At 59.9% G+C, this 16,361-nt stretch carries 18 protein-coding genes; 6 read left to right on the forward strand and 12 right to left on the reverse strand.

What is annotated here, in order from left to right; all coding sequences use genetic code 11:
* From cutC to ACI2JR_RS10210, 11 genes are all read right to left on the reverse strand, one after another.
* Positions 1–3,042: choline trimethylamine-lyase (cutC, locus tag ACI2JR_RS10160; RefSeq protein WP_462478474.1), on the reverse strand; the 3,042-nt coding region annotated here is incomplete at its 3' end.
* A 20-nt stretch (positions 3,043–3,062) separates the two neighbouring features.
* Positions 3,063–4,232 (reverse strand): 1-propanol dehydrogenase PduQ, encoded by a 1,170-nt coding sequence (locus ACI2JR_RS10165; protein ID WP_132730062.1) that lies wholly within the window; start codon positions 4,230–4,232, stop codon positions 3,063–3,065.
* A gap of 15 nt (positions 4,233–4,247) precedes the next feature.
* Complete coding sequence (locus tag ACI2JR_RS10170; RefSeq protein WP_132730061.1) at positions 4,248–4,505, reverse strand: EutN/CcmL family microcompartment protein; 258 nt, start codon at positions 4,503–4,505, stop codon at positions 4,248–4,250.
* A 26-nt stretch (positions 4,506–4,531) separates the two neighbouring features.
* Entirely contained in the window at positions 4,532–6,136 is a 1,605-nt protein-coding gene (locus ACI2JR_RS10175) for an acetaldehyde dehydrogenase (acetylating) (protein WP_462478475.1), read from the reverse strand.
* 53 nt (positions 6,137–6,189) lie between these two features.
* Entirely contained in the window at positions 6,190–6,468 is a 279-nt protein-coding gene (locus ACI2JR_RS10180) for a BMC domain-containing protein (protein ID WP_015585230.1), read from the reverse strand.
* A 14-nt stretch (positions 6,469–6,482) separates the two neighbouring features.
* Positions 6,483–6,767 carry a BMC domain-containing protein gene (locus ACI2JR_RS10185; protein WP_041143877.1) on the reverse strand — a complete coding sequence of 95 codons (285 nt, stop codon included), beginning with the start codon at positions 6,765–6,767 and terminating at the stop codon, positions 6,483–6,485.
* Positions 6,768–6,783: 16 nt separating this feature from the next.
* The gene (locus tag ACI2JR_RS10190) at positions 6,784–7,062 is read right to left on the reverse strand and encodes a BMC domain-containing protein (protein WP_462478476.1); all 279 of its coding nucleotides are present in this window, start codon (positions 7,060–7,062) and stop codon (positions 6,784–6,786) included.
* A gap of 407 nt (positions 7,063–7,469) precedes the next feature.
* The gene (locus ACI2JR_RS10195; protein WP_085397217.1) at positions 7,470–7,988 is read right to left on the reverse strand and encodes a FidL-like protein; all 519 of its coding nucleotides are present in this window, start codon (positions 7,986–7,988) and stop codon (positions 7,470–7,472) included.
* The gene (locus ACI2JR_RS10200) at positions 7,985–8,794 is read right to left on the reverse strand and encodes a winged helix-turn-helix domain-containing protein (protein ID WP_132730059.1); all 810 of its coding nucleotides are present in this window, start codon (positions 8,792–8,794) and stop codon (positions 7,985–7,987) included. Before ACI2JR_RS10200 ends, ACI2JR_RS10195 begins: the two co-directional genes overlap by 4 nt.
* Before the next feature lie 21 nt (positions 8,795–8,815).
* Positions 8,816–9,394, reverse strand: coding sequence for a TetR/AcrR family transcriptional regulator (locus ACI2JR_RS10205; protein WP_132730058.1), 579 nt, complete (start codon positions 9,392–9,394; stop codon positions 8,816–8,818).
* Positions 9,395–9,540: 146 nt separating this feature from the next.
* Entirely contained in the window at positions 9,541–10,323 is a 783-nt protein-coding gene (locus ACI2JR_RS10210; RefSeq protein WP_462478477.1) for an NAD(P)H-dependent oxidoreductase, read from the reverse strand.
* A gap of 86 nt (positions 10,324–10,409) precedes the next feature.
* Here ACI2JR_RS10210 and ACI2JR_RS10215 point away from each other — a divergent pair, with 86 nt between their 5' ends.
* Both ACI2JR_RS10215 and ACI2JR_RS10220 read left to right on the forward strand, forming a co-directional pair.
* Entirely contained in the window at positions 10,410–11,318 is a 909-nt protein-coding gene (locus ACI2JR_RS10215) for a LysR family transcriptional regulator (RefSeq protein WP_462478478.1), read from the forward strand.
* Complete coding sequence (locus ACI2JR_RS10220; protein WP_132730055.1) at positions 11,312–11,755, forward strand: FosA family fosfomycin resistance glutathione transferase; 444 nt, start codon at positions 11,312–11,314, stop codon at positions 11,753–11,755. Before ACI2JR_RS10215 ends, ACI2JR_RS10220 begins: the two co-directional genes overlap by 7 nt.
* Positions 11,756–11,808: 53 nt before the next feature.
* On the opposite strand, the gene ACI2JR_RS10225 is transcribed toward ACI2JR_RS10220, so the two are convergent.
* Positions 11,809–13,221, reverse strand: coding sequence for an aminotransferase-like domain-containing protein (locus ACI2JR_RS10225; RefSeq protein ID WP_132730054.1), 1,413 nt, complete (start codon positions 13,219–13,221; stop codon positions 11,809–11,811).
* Between the two features lie 177 nt (positions 13,222–13,398).
* Between ACI2JR_RS10225 and ACI2JR_RS10230 the strand changes: the two genes are divergently transcribed.
* The 4 genes from ACI2JR_RS10230 to ACI2JR_RS10245 all read left to right on the forward strand — a co-directional run bounded on the left by ACI2JR_RS10230 (position 13,399) and on the right by ACI2JR_RS10245 (position 16,359).
* Positions 13,399–13,563 (forward strand): DUF1127 domain-containing protein, encoded by a 165-nt coding sequence (locus ACI2JR_RS10230; protein ID WP_132730053.1) that lies wholly within the window; start codon positions 13,399–13,401, stop codon positions 13,561–13,563.
* A 203-nt stretch (positions 13,564–13,766) separates the two neighbouring features.
* Positions 13,767–14,231 carry a MarR family transcriptional regulator gene (locus ACI2JR_RS10235; protein ID WP_132730052.1) on the forward strand — a complete coding sequence of 155 codons (465 nt, stop codon included), beginning with the start codon at positions 13,767–13,769 and terminating at the stop codon, positions 14,229–14,231.
* A gap of 6 nt (positions 14,232–14,237) precedes the next feature.
* A complete protein-coding gene (locus tag ACI2JR_RS10240; RefSeq protein WP_462478479.1) occupies positions 14,238–15,305 on the forward strand; it encodes an HlyD family secretion protein in 1,068 nt (355 codons plus the stop codon).
* Positions 15,295–16,359, forward strand: coding sequence for a DUF2955 domain-containing protein (locus tag ACI2JR_RS10245; protein ID WP_132730050.1), 1,065 nt, complete (start codon positions 15,295–15,297; stop codon positions 16,357–16,359). Before ACI2JR_RS10240 ends, ACI2JR_RS10245 begins: the two co-directional genes overlap by 11 nt.
* Positions 16,360–16,361: the final 2 nt, after the last annotated feature.

A 16,361-nucleotide genomic window follows, 5' to 3' on the forward strand; every position in this document is an offset into this window, starting at 1 on the left:
GGTCGGGCTGATACCGTCGGACAGCGGCATCCACGCCAGGCGGCCGTTCGGAGTGGCGTTGGTCAGTTCGCCAATCGGCGTGTTGTTGGAGATCGACAGCGTGCCGTGGCTGAGGGTGGAGTAGAGCATCTTGTACTTACGGCACTCGCGTTCCGTCCACTCGGTGATATCCAGCGCGTACTGGTCGACGTAGTTATCGTCGTTGCCATATTTCGGCGCATTCAGGCAGTCGCGGCGTAGCGCTTCATAGCCTTCGAAATTGGCCAGCAGCGCATCGCGGATCTGCTCGAGGGTGTATTTCTTCTCTTCGTACACCAGCTTGCGGATCGCCGCGAGGGAGTCGACGTAGGTCGCCAGCCCGGAGAAAATCAGCCCCGGCCCGTGGTTAACGACAGCGCCACCGGCGGCGACGTCCCTGCCGCTCTCCATGCAGCCTTCGACCAGCAGCGACATCAGCGGTTTCGGCGCCACGTCGCGGTGGACGCGCTGGCTGATCACCGTCCCAATCGCCGACAGGCGGACGATATGGGCAATCTGCTGTTTCACCGCCGCGTCGAACGCTTCGAAGGTTTGCAGCTCGCGCAGGTCGCCGGTATCCAGCCCCTGGTAACTATCGAACAGCACCATCCGGCCGCGGTTGAGCACGAACTCGATGGCGATGGGCCACTGGGTGTAGCCGGTGGAGGTCCACTGATAGATCCGCCCGGATTTCTGCGGCTCAACACAGCCCATCAGGCAGTAATCGCGCGCGTCTTCAAAATCGAAGCCTTTACGCAGCATCATCTTGATGTGGGAATCATCGAAGTGGCAGGCCGGGAAGCCCATCCCCGCCTTCACCACGTCGACGATTTTTTCCATATACTTCTGCGGCGACTGGTTGTGAATCCGGCAGGCCAGCGACGGCTGATAGACCTTCACGAAGCGCACGGCGTCCATAATCAGATAGGTCAGATCGTTGCAGGCGTCGCCGCCGGAGCGCTTCTGGCCGCCGACGGTGAGGTTGATAAACGGCTGGTAGCCGGCGAAGTATTTCGCCCCCAGTTCGCTGGACATCCACATCAGTTCGGCGCACTTGATGATGAATGCCTGCATCAGCTCCAGCGCCCCGTCGTGGGTCAGACGGCCTTCACGGATATCGGCCTCGAACATCGGGTAGCAGTACTGGTCGACGCGCCCTAACGACAGACCGGTCTGGTTCTCTTCCACTTCGAACAGCGACTCGACGGTCCAGATGCTTTGCAGCGCTTCCTGCAGGGTTTTCGGCGGGTTCGCCGGTACGTTCTCATTCACTTCGGCAATGGTCAGCAGCTCGGCGCGACGCCGGGCGTTCGGCTCCTGCGCTGCCAGCTCGCGGGCGTGCGCGGCGATGCGCTGAGCGTAGTTCACCACTCCTTCGCAGGTTTCAATCGCCGCTTTGTAGAAGTAGATGCGGTCGATATCCTGCGGATTTTCCATGCTCAGCTGGTCGAGGTGGGCCTGGGCATCGGCTTTGATGCCGTTCATCCCTTTGGTAAACAGCAGCACGTCGTAGCCAGGGCAGGTATCGCCGCCGCCGTTAATCTGGTGATAGGAGAGGTCGCTGACGAACGTCTCGCCGCTGAACGCCCACACCCCGGCTTCACGGTATTGCGCTTCACAAATCTCATCCAGCGAACGGCCTTCCCAGAACGGGACGATCTCTTCGCGGATGGTTTTCTTATCTTCTTCGCTGATCTCAAACGGATCCTGCGGACGGGTGCTCATGGTGTCGAGCTCGTCGCGTACCCAGCGCCAGGCGATATCCGGCGAGAAGGCGCCGGCACGGGCTTTACCGCACGGATGGCCGACGATCAGCTCATCGTTCTGAATCAGAACCGGCGCGGTTTCGCAGGCGCGGCGGAAAGCTTTGGCACGCAGCAGAATGGTGGGCATCCCCGGGTTGGCTTTGACCACTTCGGTGAAGGCCAGCGCGCGGTAAATAGAGACGCTCGGGCGCGCCTGCAGGTAGTGGTTACGCAGGCGCTGCATCCGCGGTGTCAGCCCTTCCATGACCGGAGTAGCGCTGTCGGCGGCGAACGGCACGCTGGCGAGGTGTTGCTTGCCGCGGAACAGGCGCACCGGCAGGTTGAGCGCGCTCAGATTGCGTTGCGCGCAGAGGAACAGAGCGGAGAGTTCGTTGATGACCACGCTGGCGTCATCGAGGCTGGCGCTGTGGCGCAGGGCGTCGAACATCGGATAGCCGTCGATCGCGCAGGCCGCGCGGACTTCGCTCAGTTCCGCCAGTTTGAACCACAGGCATTCAACGATCTCATACGCCTGCTGCGCGGTCAGGGCGCCGCTGGCGATATCGCGTTGATACCACGGCAGCAGGGCCTTGTCGGCGCCTTCCGGGTTCACCGCATAGCTGCCGTTATCCAGCTGCAGCGCCAGCTGGAACAGGTAAAAGGCCTGGCAGGCTTCTTTAAAGTTACGCGCCGGATGGGCCGGCACGTGATGCAGGATCGCCGCGCTCTCCAGCAGCTCGGCCTGGCGGTAGGCGTTGCTTTCCGCCGCCGCAAGGGTTTCGGCGCTGGCGGCCAGCTTCTGCGCGAGGGTGAGCAGGGCGTCGCAGGCGTAAATCGCGGCGCGACAGCCGTTGACTTCATCCATCCCGCTGCGGCTAACGGCGCTGCCGAGGCTGCGGGTTTTCTCTTCCAGCTGGTGTTTGATCGCCAGCACGCCTTTTTCGACAATCAGCCGGTAGTCCGGGGAGTCCAGTTCGTCGTTAAGATTCAGGAAGCGGAACGCCGACGGGCGATGCATTGCGCTCTCATCGTGGAAAATCGCCCCGTGTGGCTGACGGGTCTGGTTGCCGACGATCAGCTCGTCGGGGCTGATGCACACCGGCAGCTGGCGCATCAGTTCATAGAAACGGCGCGCCGGTTTCACGGCGGCGGGGATACCGGCGATATCGCCATCAAGGGCGCTCAGCGCGGCGGCATGTTCGGTACAGAGGGTGCTTTTTTGTGACAGTAAACGTTGTGCCAGCACGGTGACGCGCGGGGTTAAGCTGTAGTGTGCCATGGTAAGCTTCTCCAATCTTTTTATGGGTGACCCTGAACGGCAGCGCCGCCCTGGTGACCGGTCCAGGCCCGGCGATAAATCTCGGTTAAGGCGTGAGCGTCCGGGGTGCGCGGATTGGTTGGCGTACAGCTATCGCGCAGCGCCTGGCCGACCATCTCCGCCAGCCGATGATCAAAATCGGCGCCATCAACGTCGGTATCGCCGATGCCGGTTGGCAGGGCCATTTCATCTTTTAAGGTCTGAATCGCCACCAGCAGGCTGGCGACACCCTGGCGGGTGCTGCCGGCGGGCAGGTCGAGCAAATGCGCCAGGCGGGCATATTTAACGGCGGCCTCGGTGTCGCACTGGCCCTGATAATCGGCATTCCATGCCACCACCTCCGCCATCAGCAGCGCATTGGCGCGGCCGTGCGGCACGCGAAAGACGCCGCCAAGCGCGTGGGCCAGGCTATGGGTAATCCCGAGGGAGGCGTTGGTGAAGGCCATCCCCGCCATGCAGGAGGCGTTGTGCATTTTTTCGCGCGCCAGCAGATTGTCGCCGCTGCGCCAGCAGGTCGGCAGATAGCGGAAAACCTGCTGTACTACCTTTTCGGCCAGCGCATCGGTAAAGTCGCTGGCGGCGCGGGAGACGTAGGCTTCCAGCGCGTGGCACAGCACGTCCATGCCGGTATCGGCGGTGATAGCCGGCGGCACCGAAGCCACCAGCGACGGGTCGAGAATGGCGATATCCGGCAGCAGCGATGAATCCACCAGCACCAGTTTTTCGGTATGGGCTTTCACCACCGAAAAGGCGGTGACTTCAGAGCCGGTGCCGCTGGTGGTCGGAATCGCCACGAAGCAGGGGGGCTGGCGCCCGGCCTGCGGACGGGTCTGGGCGAGGGCGAAAATAACCGCTTTGGCCGCGTCAATGACCGACCCGCCGCCCAGCGCCACGACCAGCTCCGGATAGCGGGCGTCCATCAGCTTCATCCCGCGTACGAGGGTGGCGATATCCGGATCCGCGACCACGTCATCCCAGACCTGGAAAGCGATGCCGCGCTGGCGCCAGGGGCCAGTCACGCGTTCGGCAAGGCCAAATTTGACCATCGCCTTGTCGGTCACCAGCAGGACGTTACGGGCCGGCAGCTCGTTAAGGACCGCCAGCGCGTCCTGACCAAAGCGGATCCGGGGTTTCAGCAAAAATTCACTCATTGGGTTATTCGCTCCTTAAGCGTCCCGAAACACGTTCTCGACAATGGCGACCACCGACATGGCGGTGTAGCGATCCTTATTGAGCGCTAAGTACTCTTCCGCCAGGACGATGTCGTGCATGCCGGCGCCGACGCTGTCGACGGCGACCCAGGTCTGGTCTTTCATCGGCTGCTGGTCATCATCTAACTTGACGATCAGCAGCAGGTTGCTGCCGCGTAGCTCTGCGCATTTCTGCGTGGCGACGACATGTCCGACTACCTTTGCGAGAATCATTGTTTTTATCGCCTTATCTCAATGCATTACTGACCTAAGCGCTCCAGCACCTGGCGGATGATGCGTTCCACGTTTTGCTCGTTGATCTCGCCTTCCGCGGCCGCGGCGGCGATCGCAAAGCGGTCATCGGCCGTTACGCTACGGGTCGGGCAGAGCGTGGCGGCGCCCGCGGAGGTGAAACGCTGGTCGTCAAGAATGCTGCGGTGCGGGTTATCCGCTGGGGTGACGATGGTCGGCTGCGGTTCCGGGCGGCTGCCTGGGGCGCGCAGTTCATCGATGGAACGCACGCCGCAGCCGACTCTGCGGATGTTGAGCAGGTTCATGGGGCCGACGTTATCGGAGCTGGAGCCGCCGCCGACCGCGCCGCAGCCAAGGGTTAATGCCGGGGTGATATTGGTGGTCGCGCCGATGCCGCCCAGCGCCGCCGGGGTGTTGATCAGAATGCGGTTAACCGGTTTTTCGAGGCAGAACTGACGAATCACATCCTGGTTGCGGGTGTGGATCACCAGCGTATGGCCGAGGCCTTCGTTGCTCAGCAGTTCCATTACCCGGTGACAGGCGGCCTTCCAGTCCTCTTCTACGTACAGGCCGAGAATCGGGCACAGTTTTTCGCGGGAGTAGGGGTTCTGGTGGGAGACGGTGGTCTGCCCGGCGATCAGCACTTTGGTGCTGGCCGGGACGCTGAAACCGGCCAGCTGGCTGAGATACAGCGCGGTTTTGCCGACCACTTTCGGGTTGATGGTGCCATTCGGGCGCAGCAGCAGGGCCGCCATTTTGGCCGCTTCGCCTTCATTCATAAAGTACGCGCCCTGGGCTTCCAGCTCGCGGTGGACGTCGTCGTAAATGCAGCGTTCGACGATGATCGACTGTTCTGAGGCGCAAATGACTCCGTTATCGAAGGTTTTGCTGGTAATGATGTCTTGCACCGCGCAGTGAATATCGGCGCTGCGTTCGATAAAGGCCGGTCCGTTACCCGGTCCACCGCTGATCGTCGGGGTGCCGGAAGCATAGGCCGCGCGAACCATCCCTTCACCGCCGGTCGCCAGAATCAGCGAGACCTCTTTGCTGTGCATCAGCTCCGAGGTGGCTTCCAGCGTCAGTTCGGTAATGCCGCTGACGCAGCCCGCCGGCGCGCCTGCCGCTTCGGCGGCGCGCTTGACGATCTCAATCGCTTTCCAGCTGCACTGACGCGCGCCTGGATGCGGCGAGAAGATAATCGCGTTGCCGGCTTTCAGGGCAATCAGCGTCTTATAGATAACCGTAGAGGTGGGGTTCGTTGACGGGACCAGCGCACAAATCACGCCCAGCGGCACGCCCACGTCCATCACTTTTTTTAGCGGATCGTCATGAATGATGCCGACGGTCTTCATATCTTTGATGGCGTCGTAGACGCGCAGCGAGGCGAAACGGTTTTTCAGCACTTTATCCTGCCAGTTGCCAAATCCGGTCTCTTCCGCGGCCATTTTCGCCAGCGCTTCGGCGTGGTGCGCTGCTTCCTGGGCCACGTTTTTCACGATGGCGTCGATTTGTTGCTGCGAAAAGGTGGCCAGAATCGCCTGAGCCTTTTTGGCGCTGCGCACCAGTTCCCGCGCGTTCTGGCGGGACAGCAAATCGTTATCCAGTTCAATCATGAGTCTATCCTTCATCAGACTAAAAGAGTGGAGACGGGGCGCGCCCTGTCAGGTCATGCCTTGTGCTGCGACGCGATTTTTTCGATATCGTTATGGGGGCGGGCAATGACGCGAGAGGTCACCACTTCGCCAATGCGTTTTGCCGCTTCGACGCCGGAATCTACGGCGGCATTGACGGCGCCGACATCGCCTTTCACCATCGCGGTGACCAGCCCGGAGCCGACGTTTTCATAGCCAATCAGCTCGACGTTGGCGGCTTTACACATCGCGTCCGCGGCTTCAATACAGGCCACCAGACCTTTGGTTTCGATCAGACCAAGCGCTTCTTTCATCATGTTGTCTCCCGTTATTCCGCGACTTTGTAATGCGCGACGATTTTGTTGATGTCGTTATGCGGGCGGGCGATAACCAGCGAGGTCACCACTTCCCCGATGCGCTGCGCCGATTCCACGCCGGAGTCCACCGCCGCTTTGACGGCGCCGACGTCGCCTTTCACCATCGCGGTGACCAGCCCGGAGCCGACGTTTTCATAGCCAATCAGCTCGACGTTGGCGGCTTTGCACATCGCGTCCGCCGCCTCAATGCAGGCCACCAGACCTTTGGTTTCAATCAGACCTAATGCATCACCCATTTGCGTTCTCCTGGCCTTAAGCCTTGTGTTTAATGACGATTTTGTTGATGTCGTTATGCGGGCGGGCGATAACCAGCGAGGTCACCACTTCCCCGATGCGCTGCGCCGATTCCACGCCGGAGTCCACCGCCGCTTTGACGGCGCCGACGTCGCCTTTCACCATCGCGGTGACCAGCCCGGAGCCGACGTTTTCATAGCCAATCAGCTCGACGTTGGCGGCTTTGCACATTGCATCCGCCGCTTCAATGCAGGCCACCAGACCTTTGGTTTCAATAATCCCCAATGCATCACCCATTGTGATCTCCTCCAGAACAGGTTTTGTGATTCGGGAAAACCGTCCGCGTTACGGCGTCAACACGCGGTAGCGGCGTTCGACGTCCACTATAGGGAAATGAAGACTGAGTGAAATTTAAATCTGTTAAATGTTTATTTTTAGATTTTTACTCGGTTATTTAGCCTTTTATAGCCTCTGATTTATCTGTTTGTGCTGATATATCGTGCGGGAATTTGGCGTTGCCACGGGGGGGTTTTCGCGCGTTGAGACGCGCCGCGGGGAATGTTAATGGGGTGCTAATTTATTGCGGACGCGGGGTAATATATCCCTCAATTAAATGTGGGTATGGTCATGTTTTTTTCCGCCAGATAAATGCAAAAAGTGCGGTTTCGCGGTGAGGGCGATACCGGGAAAGCAGGGGAGTGGGATTAATCGAACTGACTGCCGGATTTCAGGGTGCAGACATACAGCGGAGAGTTGATGGAGCTCAGCAGAATTGCCTTCTCGTTGAGCTTCTGGGCGTTAAGAAACAGGCCATCGTGGCTGTCGGACATCTCACGCATAAAATAGGCAAAGATCACGTCCGGGGACTCGTCGATGGACGAGGCGCTGGATTCCCATTTGCTGATGCGGTAGTGGCGCTCGGTGGCAGAGATGCGCTGGCTGGTCCAGTTAAATTTGACGTAGCGTTGCAGATAGAGCCAGCCGGCCGCAGAGTCGGTATAGCCTTCGACCACCATCGAGCCTTTGCCGTTGGCGGCAAAATTAAAATGGATATTGCCGTTCACGTTCTCTTTATCCATGTTCTCAAAACGCATGATGGCTTTGCTGGAACAGCTCATCACGCCGTCTTTTTCAACCGGCAGCAGTTTCCAGGCGCTGATCCCCGCGGCGGTGATAAACACCAGGGCCGAGAGAGCGAAGAAGGGACGGGGGGCGAGTCTCATTGCGGCTTCCAGGAGTAGTAGAAATAGTTATCGCAATAGCTGAACGGGTTGTCTTCATGCATGGCGCAGTGGGCGAGAAACACCCGGCCCAGGCCGTTAGTTTCCAGCCTGTCGCCATAGAAGAAGACGAAGCGTTCGCCGGGTTTACACTCCAGCTTCAGCCGCTGGCGCACCTCATCAAAATTTTTGCCGTAGGCGCTGGCGGAGACCGATCGCAGCATCTCGTCGCTGGCCAGCAGCTCGCACTGGCTGTGGGTCATTTGGGTCAGGGTGATGGGGCGGGATTCGCTGCCGCCGACGAAAGCAAAGGCCAGCAGCAGCAGGGCGATGGTCAGCAGGCTGGCTCCGGCGAGATACCAGCAGGTGCCCCGCGCATGCCGCGAGGGGGCGGCGTTTTCCTCGGCGGCGGAAGGCGAAATGGACTCCTGCGCCGGCGGGATTTGCGCCTCGGGCGCGGCCGGAACCACCGCGCCGTCGTCAATGATGGCGATGGTTAAATCGGGGTTGAGCTGCAGCAGGCCGCGCGACACGGTGACAATGATATTGTCGATGTCATAGTGGCGGAAGGTCTTGCGCAGCATGCTCAGGTACTGGTTGAGGTTGCTGTTAGATGAGGTTAATCCGTTATCATCCCAGACCTTTTTCAGCACTTCGTCGCGGCTGATAACCTCGGGATGGCGCAGAAAATAGTACAGCAGCGCGCTGGCGGTGATCGACAGCTGGCTGTCTGGTTCATCGCTTCCCGGTAGGGTCAGTGTGCCGTCCGTTGCATCATAAATGAGACGGGCATGGATGTTGTAGCGCATCGCGGCCTCAATCTAAGCGCTTCACGCGGGAAGCGTCATCTTCGTCAGATCGCTCACCAGGGATCGGCGGTGTTCGCTGCTCATGGTGCGCCCTTCGGTGAGCTCCGATAACCAGATGCCGTCGGCGGCATAGCGCACCAGGGTACCGGTATGGCTGTTATCCAGTTCATCCCCCTGCGCCAGATACCCCAGCATCCAGTCGCGCCAGCATTTTCGCAGCACCGGTTCGTCCGGCATCGCCAGCGACAGCACCATCAGCTGGCGGCTTTCGTGGGTGTCCGTCAGGTCGGAAAGATAGTGCAGGTAGGCGCGGGTAAAGCGCCCGTAAGCGATATTATCGGCGGCCATCAGCTCGCTTATCGCCTTTTCCATAATCGCCAGCAGACGGGCGAACAGGGCGAAGAGCAGCGCCTGTTTATTGGGAAAGTGATGCAGAAGACCGCCTTTACTGACGCCTGCCCCCTGAGCAACGGCGTTCAGCGAGAGCGAGGCGATGCCATCCCTGCCGGCAATGGTTGCCGCTGACTCCAGCAGTTGCTGATGCAGGCGGGCGGGATCTTTTTTGCGGTGCTGGGCTTCCATATTCATGGCCGGAATCATACCGACCAGACGGTATGATTATTCTTGATAGCGATCAACATGTTGGGCGGTGCAGGGCGATGGGTTTCCGTTATTGCGTGGAGGCTCACAATTCATCATACCCATGATGGCGATATCCCGTTTGCCCGGGGTATCGCCAGCGCGAATTACCCGTTGTGGCGGTGCACCACAAAGCCGCTCTCTCCCGGCGCCAGCTCCGGACGCAGCGTCAGGGACGGGATCAGATAATCGCCGTGGTTTTGCCGGCGGAACGGGATGGGCGCGGTGCTCGCCAGGGTATCCAGCCGCTGCCCCAGCTCTCGGCACTGCTGCGCAAAGCGCTGCTCGTCCGTTTTCTCCGTGCGGTAGAACACCAGCGGCGGCAGCACCTCGAAGCCGGGGTAAAACAGTATCCCATGCTGGATAGGGAACAGAATATCGTCGATCGGTCCGTTGATACCGCGCGACGAATAGTGCTCCGCCCAGCCGCCGGCGGTGACGACCAGCATCGCTCGCTTGCCGACGAAGGTCCCTTCGCCGTAGCGATCGCCCCAATGGCTATCGCTGTGCTCGCCGACGCCATAGGCAAAACCGTAGGCATACACGCGATCTATCCAGCCTTTCATAATGGCGGGCATCGAGAACCACCACAGCGGGAACTGAAAAATCACCGTATCGGCCCACAGCAGCTTCTCCTGCTCCGCAACGATATCCGCACTTTGCGTTCCCTGTTCAAAGGCCTGCTTTGAGTCGAGCGTCGAACGCCAGAACTCGCCGACCGGCGGGGCGCTACTGTCGTCGGCATCAAAGCCCGCTTTCCAGCGCATGGCGTAGAGATCGGAGACCTGCACCTCGTGCCCGGCCTGCTGCAGATGTTGCACGGCAAAATCTTTTAAACCGCCATTTAGCGAACGGGGTTCAGGATGGGCGTAAATCAACAGTACTTTCATAACATCACCTCTGGGCTGTGGAGAGCTGCAGAGTAGGCGCTGAGCCGTTATAGTAGAAATTAATTACTTAAATCTCAGGTATAGCTGTGATTAATTTACACCGTCTGGACCTTAATCTGCTGCGCACCCTCGATGTGCTGCTGAGTGAACACAACGTCACGCGGGCGGCGCAGCGGCTGAATCTGTCGCAGCCATCGGTCAGTATCCAGCTCGCCAGACTGCGGGAGATCTTTGCCGACCCGCTGCTACTGCCGGGGCCGCGCGGCATGCTGCCTACCGCTCGCGCCGATGAGTTACGCGGGCCGCTGCGCGATGCGCTCACCGCCCTCGAGAAGGCGGTGGCGCCCGCCAGTCGGTTCGATCCGGCGACGGCGGCGCAGACCTGGCGCGTCGCGGCGACAGATTATATGGCCTCGGCGATTTTGCTTCCGGCGTTGCACGCGCTGCGGCTGGCATCGCCGGCCAGCCGCCTGGCGGTGTTTGAGCTCCAGCCGGCACGGCTGGTGCAGCAGGCGGAACGTGACGAGGTGGATCTGGTTCTTCATACCCGGGATGGCGCGCCGCCGGAACTGCATCAGCGACTGCTGTTCAGCGAGCGTTACGTGCTGGCGGGCAGAGCGGGGCACCCGGCGCTCAATCCCGGGCTGAGCCTTGCACGGTTCTGCCAGCTGGAGCAGGCGATCGTCTCGCCGGACGGCGGCGGTTTTCATGCGGCGACCGATATCGCGCTGGCTAATCTCGGGCTGGCGCGACGGGTTGTCCTTTCGGTGCCACATTTCCTGTTTATGCTGGAGACGCTGCGCAACAGCGAGCTGGTGGCGGTGGTGCCGGAGCGGCTGGTGCGCGGGGTTAGCGGGCTGACGGTTATTGAGCCGCCGCTGGCGGTGGCCGGGTTTGATATGCTGATGCTGTGGCACGAGCGCTGGCACCGCGATCCGGCGCACCAATGGCTACGGCAGCAAATCGTGATGTCATTAGAGGATAAACCATGCTGAGCGGATTAAATCACCTGACCCTGGCAGTCAGCGAGCTGGCGCCGAGCGTCGCCTTTTATCACCAGCTGCTGGGGATGAAGCTGCACGCCCGCTGGGACGGCGGAGCCTATCTTGCCTGCGGCGATCTGTGGCTGTGCCTGTCGCTGGACCCGCAGCGGCGCCCCACCCCGCCGGAGGAGAGCGACTATACCCACTACGCGTTTAGCATCGCCGAAGCCGATTTCGCCGGGTTTGCCGCCCGTCTGGAGGTGGCCGGGGTGACGATGTGGAAAGTGAATAAAAGCGAAGGGGCGTCTTATTACTTCCTCGACCCCGACGGCCACAAGCTGGAGCTGCACGTCGGCAGCCTGGCCCGTCGCCTGGCCGCCTGTCGCGAGCGGCCGTATAAAGGGATGGTGTTTTTTGACGAGGACCCGCAGGTGGCCGGGAACCCTTAGCCCCGGTCAGCGTAGCGCTGCCGGGGACAAGCCAGTTCGTGACGGTGAAAAACTCACTCCATCGCCACCTTCACCGCTTCGCCCAGCTTCACCATCACCTCCCGGTGCTTGTCGATCGGCGGCAGGGCGCAGTTGATCCTGACGCAGTTGCGGTATTTCCCCGAGGCCGAAAACAGCGACCCCGGCGCGACCTGGATTTTCAGGCGGCACAGCTGTTTGGCGACGCAGACCATATCCACGTGTTCGGGAAGCTCGACCCACAGCATATAGCCGCCCTTTGGTCGGGTGACGCAGATCCCGCAGGGAAAATACTCCCGCAGCCAGCAGGTATAGATCTCCATGTTGCGCTGATAGATCTGGCGCATGCGCCGCACGTGGCGATGGTAGTGGCCTTCGCTAATGAACGTTGAGGCCGCCAGCTGGGTGGCCGGGACGTTGGTGCCGCTGGCGGCATATTTCATCTGCAGCAGACGATCGTAATAGCGGCCGGGCGCAATCCAGCCGATGCGCAGTCCGGGGGCAATGGTTTTGGTAAAGGAACTGCAGAGCATGACCCGGCCGTCGATATCCCATGAATGAATGGTGCGCGGACGCGGGTAGTCGGTGGCCAGCTCGCCGTAAATATCATCCTCAAAAATGACGATATCGTGGCGCTGGGCGAGGGTTAGCACGGCCCGCTTACGGGCGTCCGGCATAATAAACCCCTGCGGGTTGTTGCAGTTGGGAACCAGGATCACCCCTTTGATCGGCCACTGCTCCAGCGCCAGCTCCAGCGCTTCAATACTGATCCCGCTGTCCGGATCGGTCGGGATCTCAATGGCTTTGATCCCTAAACCGCGCAGCAGCTGCATGGTGCCGTAATAGGTCGGCGACTCCACCGCGACGATGTCGCCAGGCTGGCACACCGACAGCAGGGCCAGCGACAGCGCACTGTGACACCCGCTGGTGATCACCAGATCGTTGGCGGTGACCACGGAACCGCCGTCCAGCATCAGGCGGGCGATCTGCTCCCGCAGTTCGCGGCGCCCCGCCAGTTCGTCATAGTTAAGTACTTCGCTGAGATTATGCTGTACCACCCGGCTGAGCTCGCGCCACAGCGGTTTCAGGCTCGGCTGAGTGACGTCCGGTGAACCGCCGCCGAAAGGGATGATCGATTTGTCGTTGCGCGCGTCGAGCATGGTCAACACCTGATCCCACTGGGTGATCTCCACCGGGCGCTGTACCGGGCGCGACATCGGCGGCACCGGCGGTTGAGCTTTCCGCGGGGCGACAAAATAACCGGATCGCGGCTGCGGGGTGATCAGCCGCTGTTGTTCCAGGGTCTGGTAGGCCTGCTGAACGGTGCTGATGCTGACTCCGTGCTCCTGGCTCAGGCTGCGTACCGAAGGCAGCTTTTCACCGTCGCGATACAGGCCTTGTTCAATACGCTCCGCCAGCAGATTGGCCAGATGTTGATAACGCGTCATGCTGTATCCCTTATTTTCGCCATACAGATGGATAAACCGGTACAGATTGGCGGGAAAAATTCCACGCAGATACCGTTTTAGCCAATCTGTATGTTAAAGAAAAGTATTTTGTGAATCTGTATTGTTTAGCCTCGGATCCGTGAAGATAAAGCCTCTGGTAAGGCGAGGAGGTAGAGGATGGAATTTCACGAGAACCGGGCAAGACAGCCGTTTATCGGCTTCGTATTACTGAGTCGGGCGCTCAAAAAATGGTGGCTTCGGGAACAAACCCGACGGGTACTGCAGCGAATGAGCGACGAACAGCTGAAAGACGTCGGGTTACGGCGGGATCAGATAAATTAAAAAATGCGCTTTTCCCCGGACTGCGCGTAAACGCCTTATAAGGGCTATCGCCCCGTAGCCCTTATAAGCGCAGCGTGACCGGGGAAATACCCGCCAGAGTTATGACATTCACGATATTTATCAATTAATGCTTCTGCTTCCGCTGTTTCTTGATACTTATCTTGATAAGTATTATTTCTTCTCAGCTAACTGAGGAAAGAAACATGACCGAAGACGAACTGTTTGCCCGCCGCCCGATGGGGATGCGGATGGCGATGGTGGTCCGCCAGTGGCGCGCGACCATCGACGCCGCCATCACCGAGACCGGCCTGACCCAGTCAAGCTGGACGGTGCTGATGCAGCTGCATCAGCTGGGGGACAACGTCTCAGTCAGCGAACTGGCGGAGGTGCAGGGCATTGAACTGCCGCCGCTGATGCGCACCCTCACGCAGCTCGAAAACCAGGGCTATCTGCTACGTTCAACATCGCCCTATGACAAACGTATACGCCTGCTGACGTTGACGGCGGAAGGTCGGTCGATACTGGAAGAGCTGAACCGCGTGATTGAGGTTTATCAAACCCGGGTCACCCGGACCATTCCGCCGGACGATCTCGCCACCTTCAGCGCCACATTAAATCAAATCGCCTGCAATTTGCGGATCATCCGCGAAGAAGATAATAAGATCTAAAAAACTATGATGACGCCAGAACAAAAATTTGCCCGCTGGGTAAGGGTGAGTATTGCCACTTTCCTGGTGGTATTCGCCTGGTTTATCGTTGCCGATATCTGGATCCCGCTGACGCCGGACTCCACCGTGATGCGGGTGGTGACCCCGGTCGCACCGCGGGTCTCCGGCTATGTGTCACAGGTCTATGTGCACAATAATAGCCAGGTGAAGAAGGGAGACCTGCTCTATGAGCTGGATCCGACGCCGTTTATCAACAAAGTCCAGGCAGCACAGATTGCGCTTGCCCAGGCGAAGCTGAGCAACCAGCAGCTGGATGCGCAGATCGCCGCCGCGCGCGCCAACCTGCGTACCGCGCAGTACACCGCCCGCAACGATAAGGTCACCCTCGATCGCTACCAGCGCCTGAGCGCCATGCAGAACGTCTCGCAGGCGGATCTGGATAAGGTGCGCACCACCTGGCAGAGCAGCGAACAAGCGGTGAGCGCGCTGAATGCCAGCATTCAGAATCTGTTAATCCAACGCGGGGAGCGTGACGATAGCCGCAACGTTACGCTGCAAAAATACCGTAATGCGCTGGAAGAGGCGCGGCTCAACCTTGGCTGGAGCAAAGTCTACGCCGAAACGGACGGGATGGTGAGCAACCTGCAGCTCAACCCCGGCCTGTATGCTACCGCCGCCACGCCGCTGCTGGCGCTGGTCAGCAACCATACTGATATCGTCGCCGATTTTCGGGAGAAAAGCCTGCGTCATACCGGAGTGAATACCGATGCCGCGGTGGTCTTTGACGCTCTGCCGGGTAAAGTCTTCCCGGCGCACGTCACCAGCAGCGATGCCGGTATTCTGGCCGGCCAGGAAGAGGTTAACGGCCAGCTGTCGCAGCCGGAGCAGTCCACCCGCTGGGTACGCGATGCTCAGCGGATGCGTATCCACGTCGCCCTCGACGAGCCGCTGGAAAAGGCGCTGCCGACCGGGGCTCGCGCTACGGTACAGCTCTATAATAGCGAGGGGCCGTTCGCCCGTACCTTTGCCGGGCTGCAGATCCATCTGGTGAGCCTGCTGCACTATGTCTATTAATACGCTGGCCCGGGTCTTCACCCCGCACGGCAATATCGTCTATACGGCGAATGACTTTCGCCAGACGCTGCGCATTGCCTTCGCCGGGATGATTGCGCTGAGCATATCGACCTTCTACGACGTGCAGTACGGCGTTTTCTTTGTGGTCTATCCGCTGATGCTGCTGTCGCTGGTGCCGGTTTTCAACCGCCACGTCGCAACGCAGTTCATTTTTAGCGCGGCGGTTAACTGCGTGGAAATGGTGCTGATCGTCGGCTATTTGTCGCAATGGCCGGTGATCATGACGCTGGTGGTTTTTGGCCTCTACGTGATGCGTTTTCGCTTTATGAGCCAGGGGCCGCTGTTTCTGCTGGGGTCGATGGGGGTGGTCTGTCAGAGCACGATGCTCAACTTTATGAGCTATCCCACCAGCAACTGGCACACGCTGCTGTTCTCTAATATGGAAGCCTGCGTGATGGCGGTGGCGCTCAGCGCGTTAATGAATTACCTGATCCCGGATGTGGAACCGCGGAAGCCGCCGCCGCGCATCGAGAAAGACGCCGCCCGCATCCGCCATGAGTCTCTGCTCTCCGGTACCGTCGCCACCCTCATTTTCGTGGTCTTCCAGATCTGCGATCTGAGCGATTCCCTCTCGGCGCTGATGGCGGGGATTTTGATCCTCTTCCCGATGCACTATCGCGGCGCGGTGATCAGCTCGCTGTGGCGCGTGGTGGGGGTGGTGCTGGCGTGCCTGTATATTCTGGTGGTGCAGCTACTGATCTATGATTTCAGCAATCATATGGTGCTGATGATGCCGCTGATCGGCCTGGGGCTGGCCTTCAGCGCGCGCCTGCACGTGATGGAGAAGGTCGGCGCCGGGGTGGGTTTCGCCAGTATTACCACGATCGGGATTATGTTCGGCCAGAATCTGCAACCCGACCAGGATCTGATCTTCAGCGACCTCTATCGCATCACCTCGGTGACCACGTCGCTTATTGTGACGCTGACGCTGGTCTTTCTGGTGCACCGGATCCTGAACTGTTTCGCCCCGACGCGGTTTGTTATCACGGAATAGCC

It is taken from the genome of Klebsiella sp. NPDC088457 (assembly GCF_044900465.1).
GTDB lineage: Bacteria > Pseudomonadota > Gammaproteobacteria > Enterobacterales > Enterobacteriaceae > Klebsiella.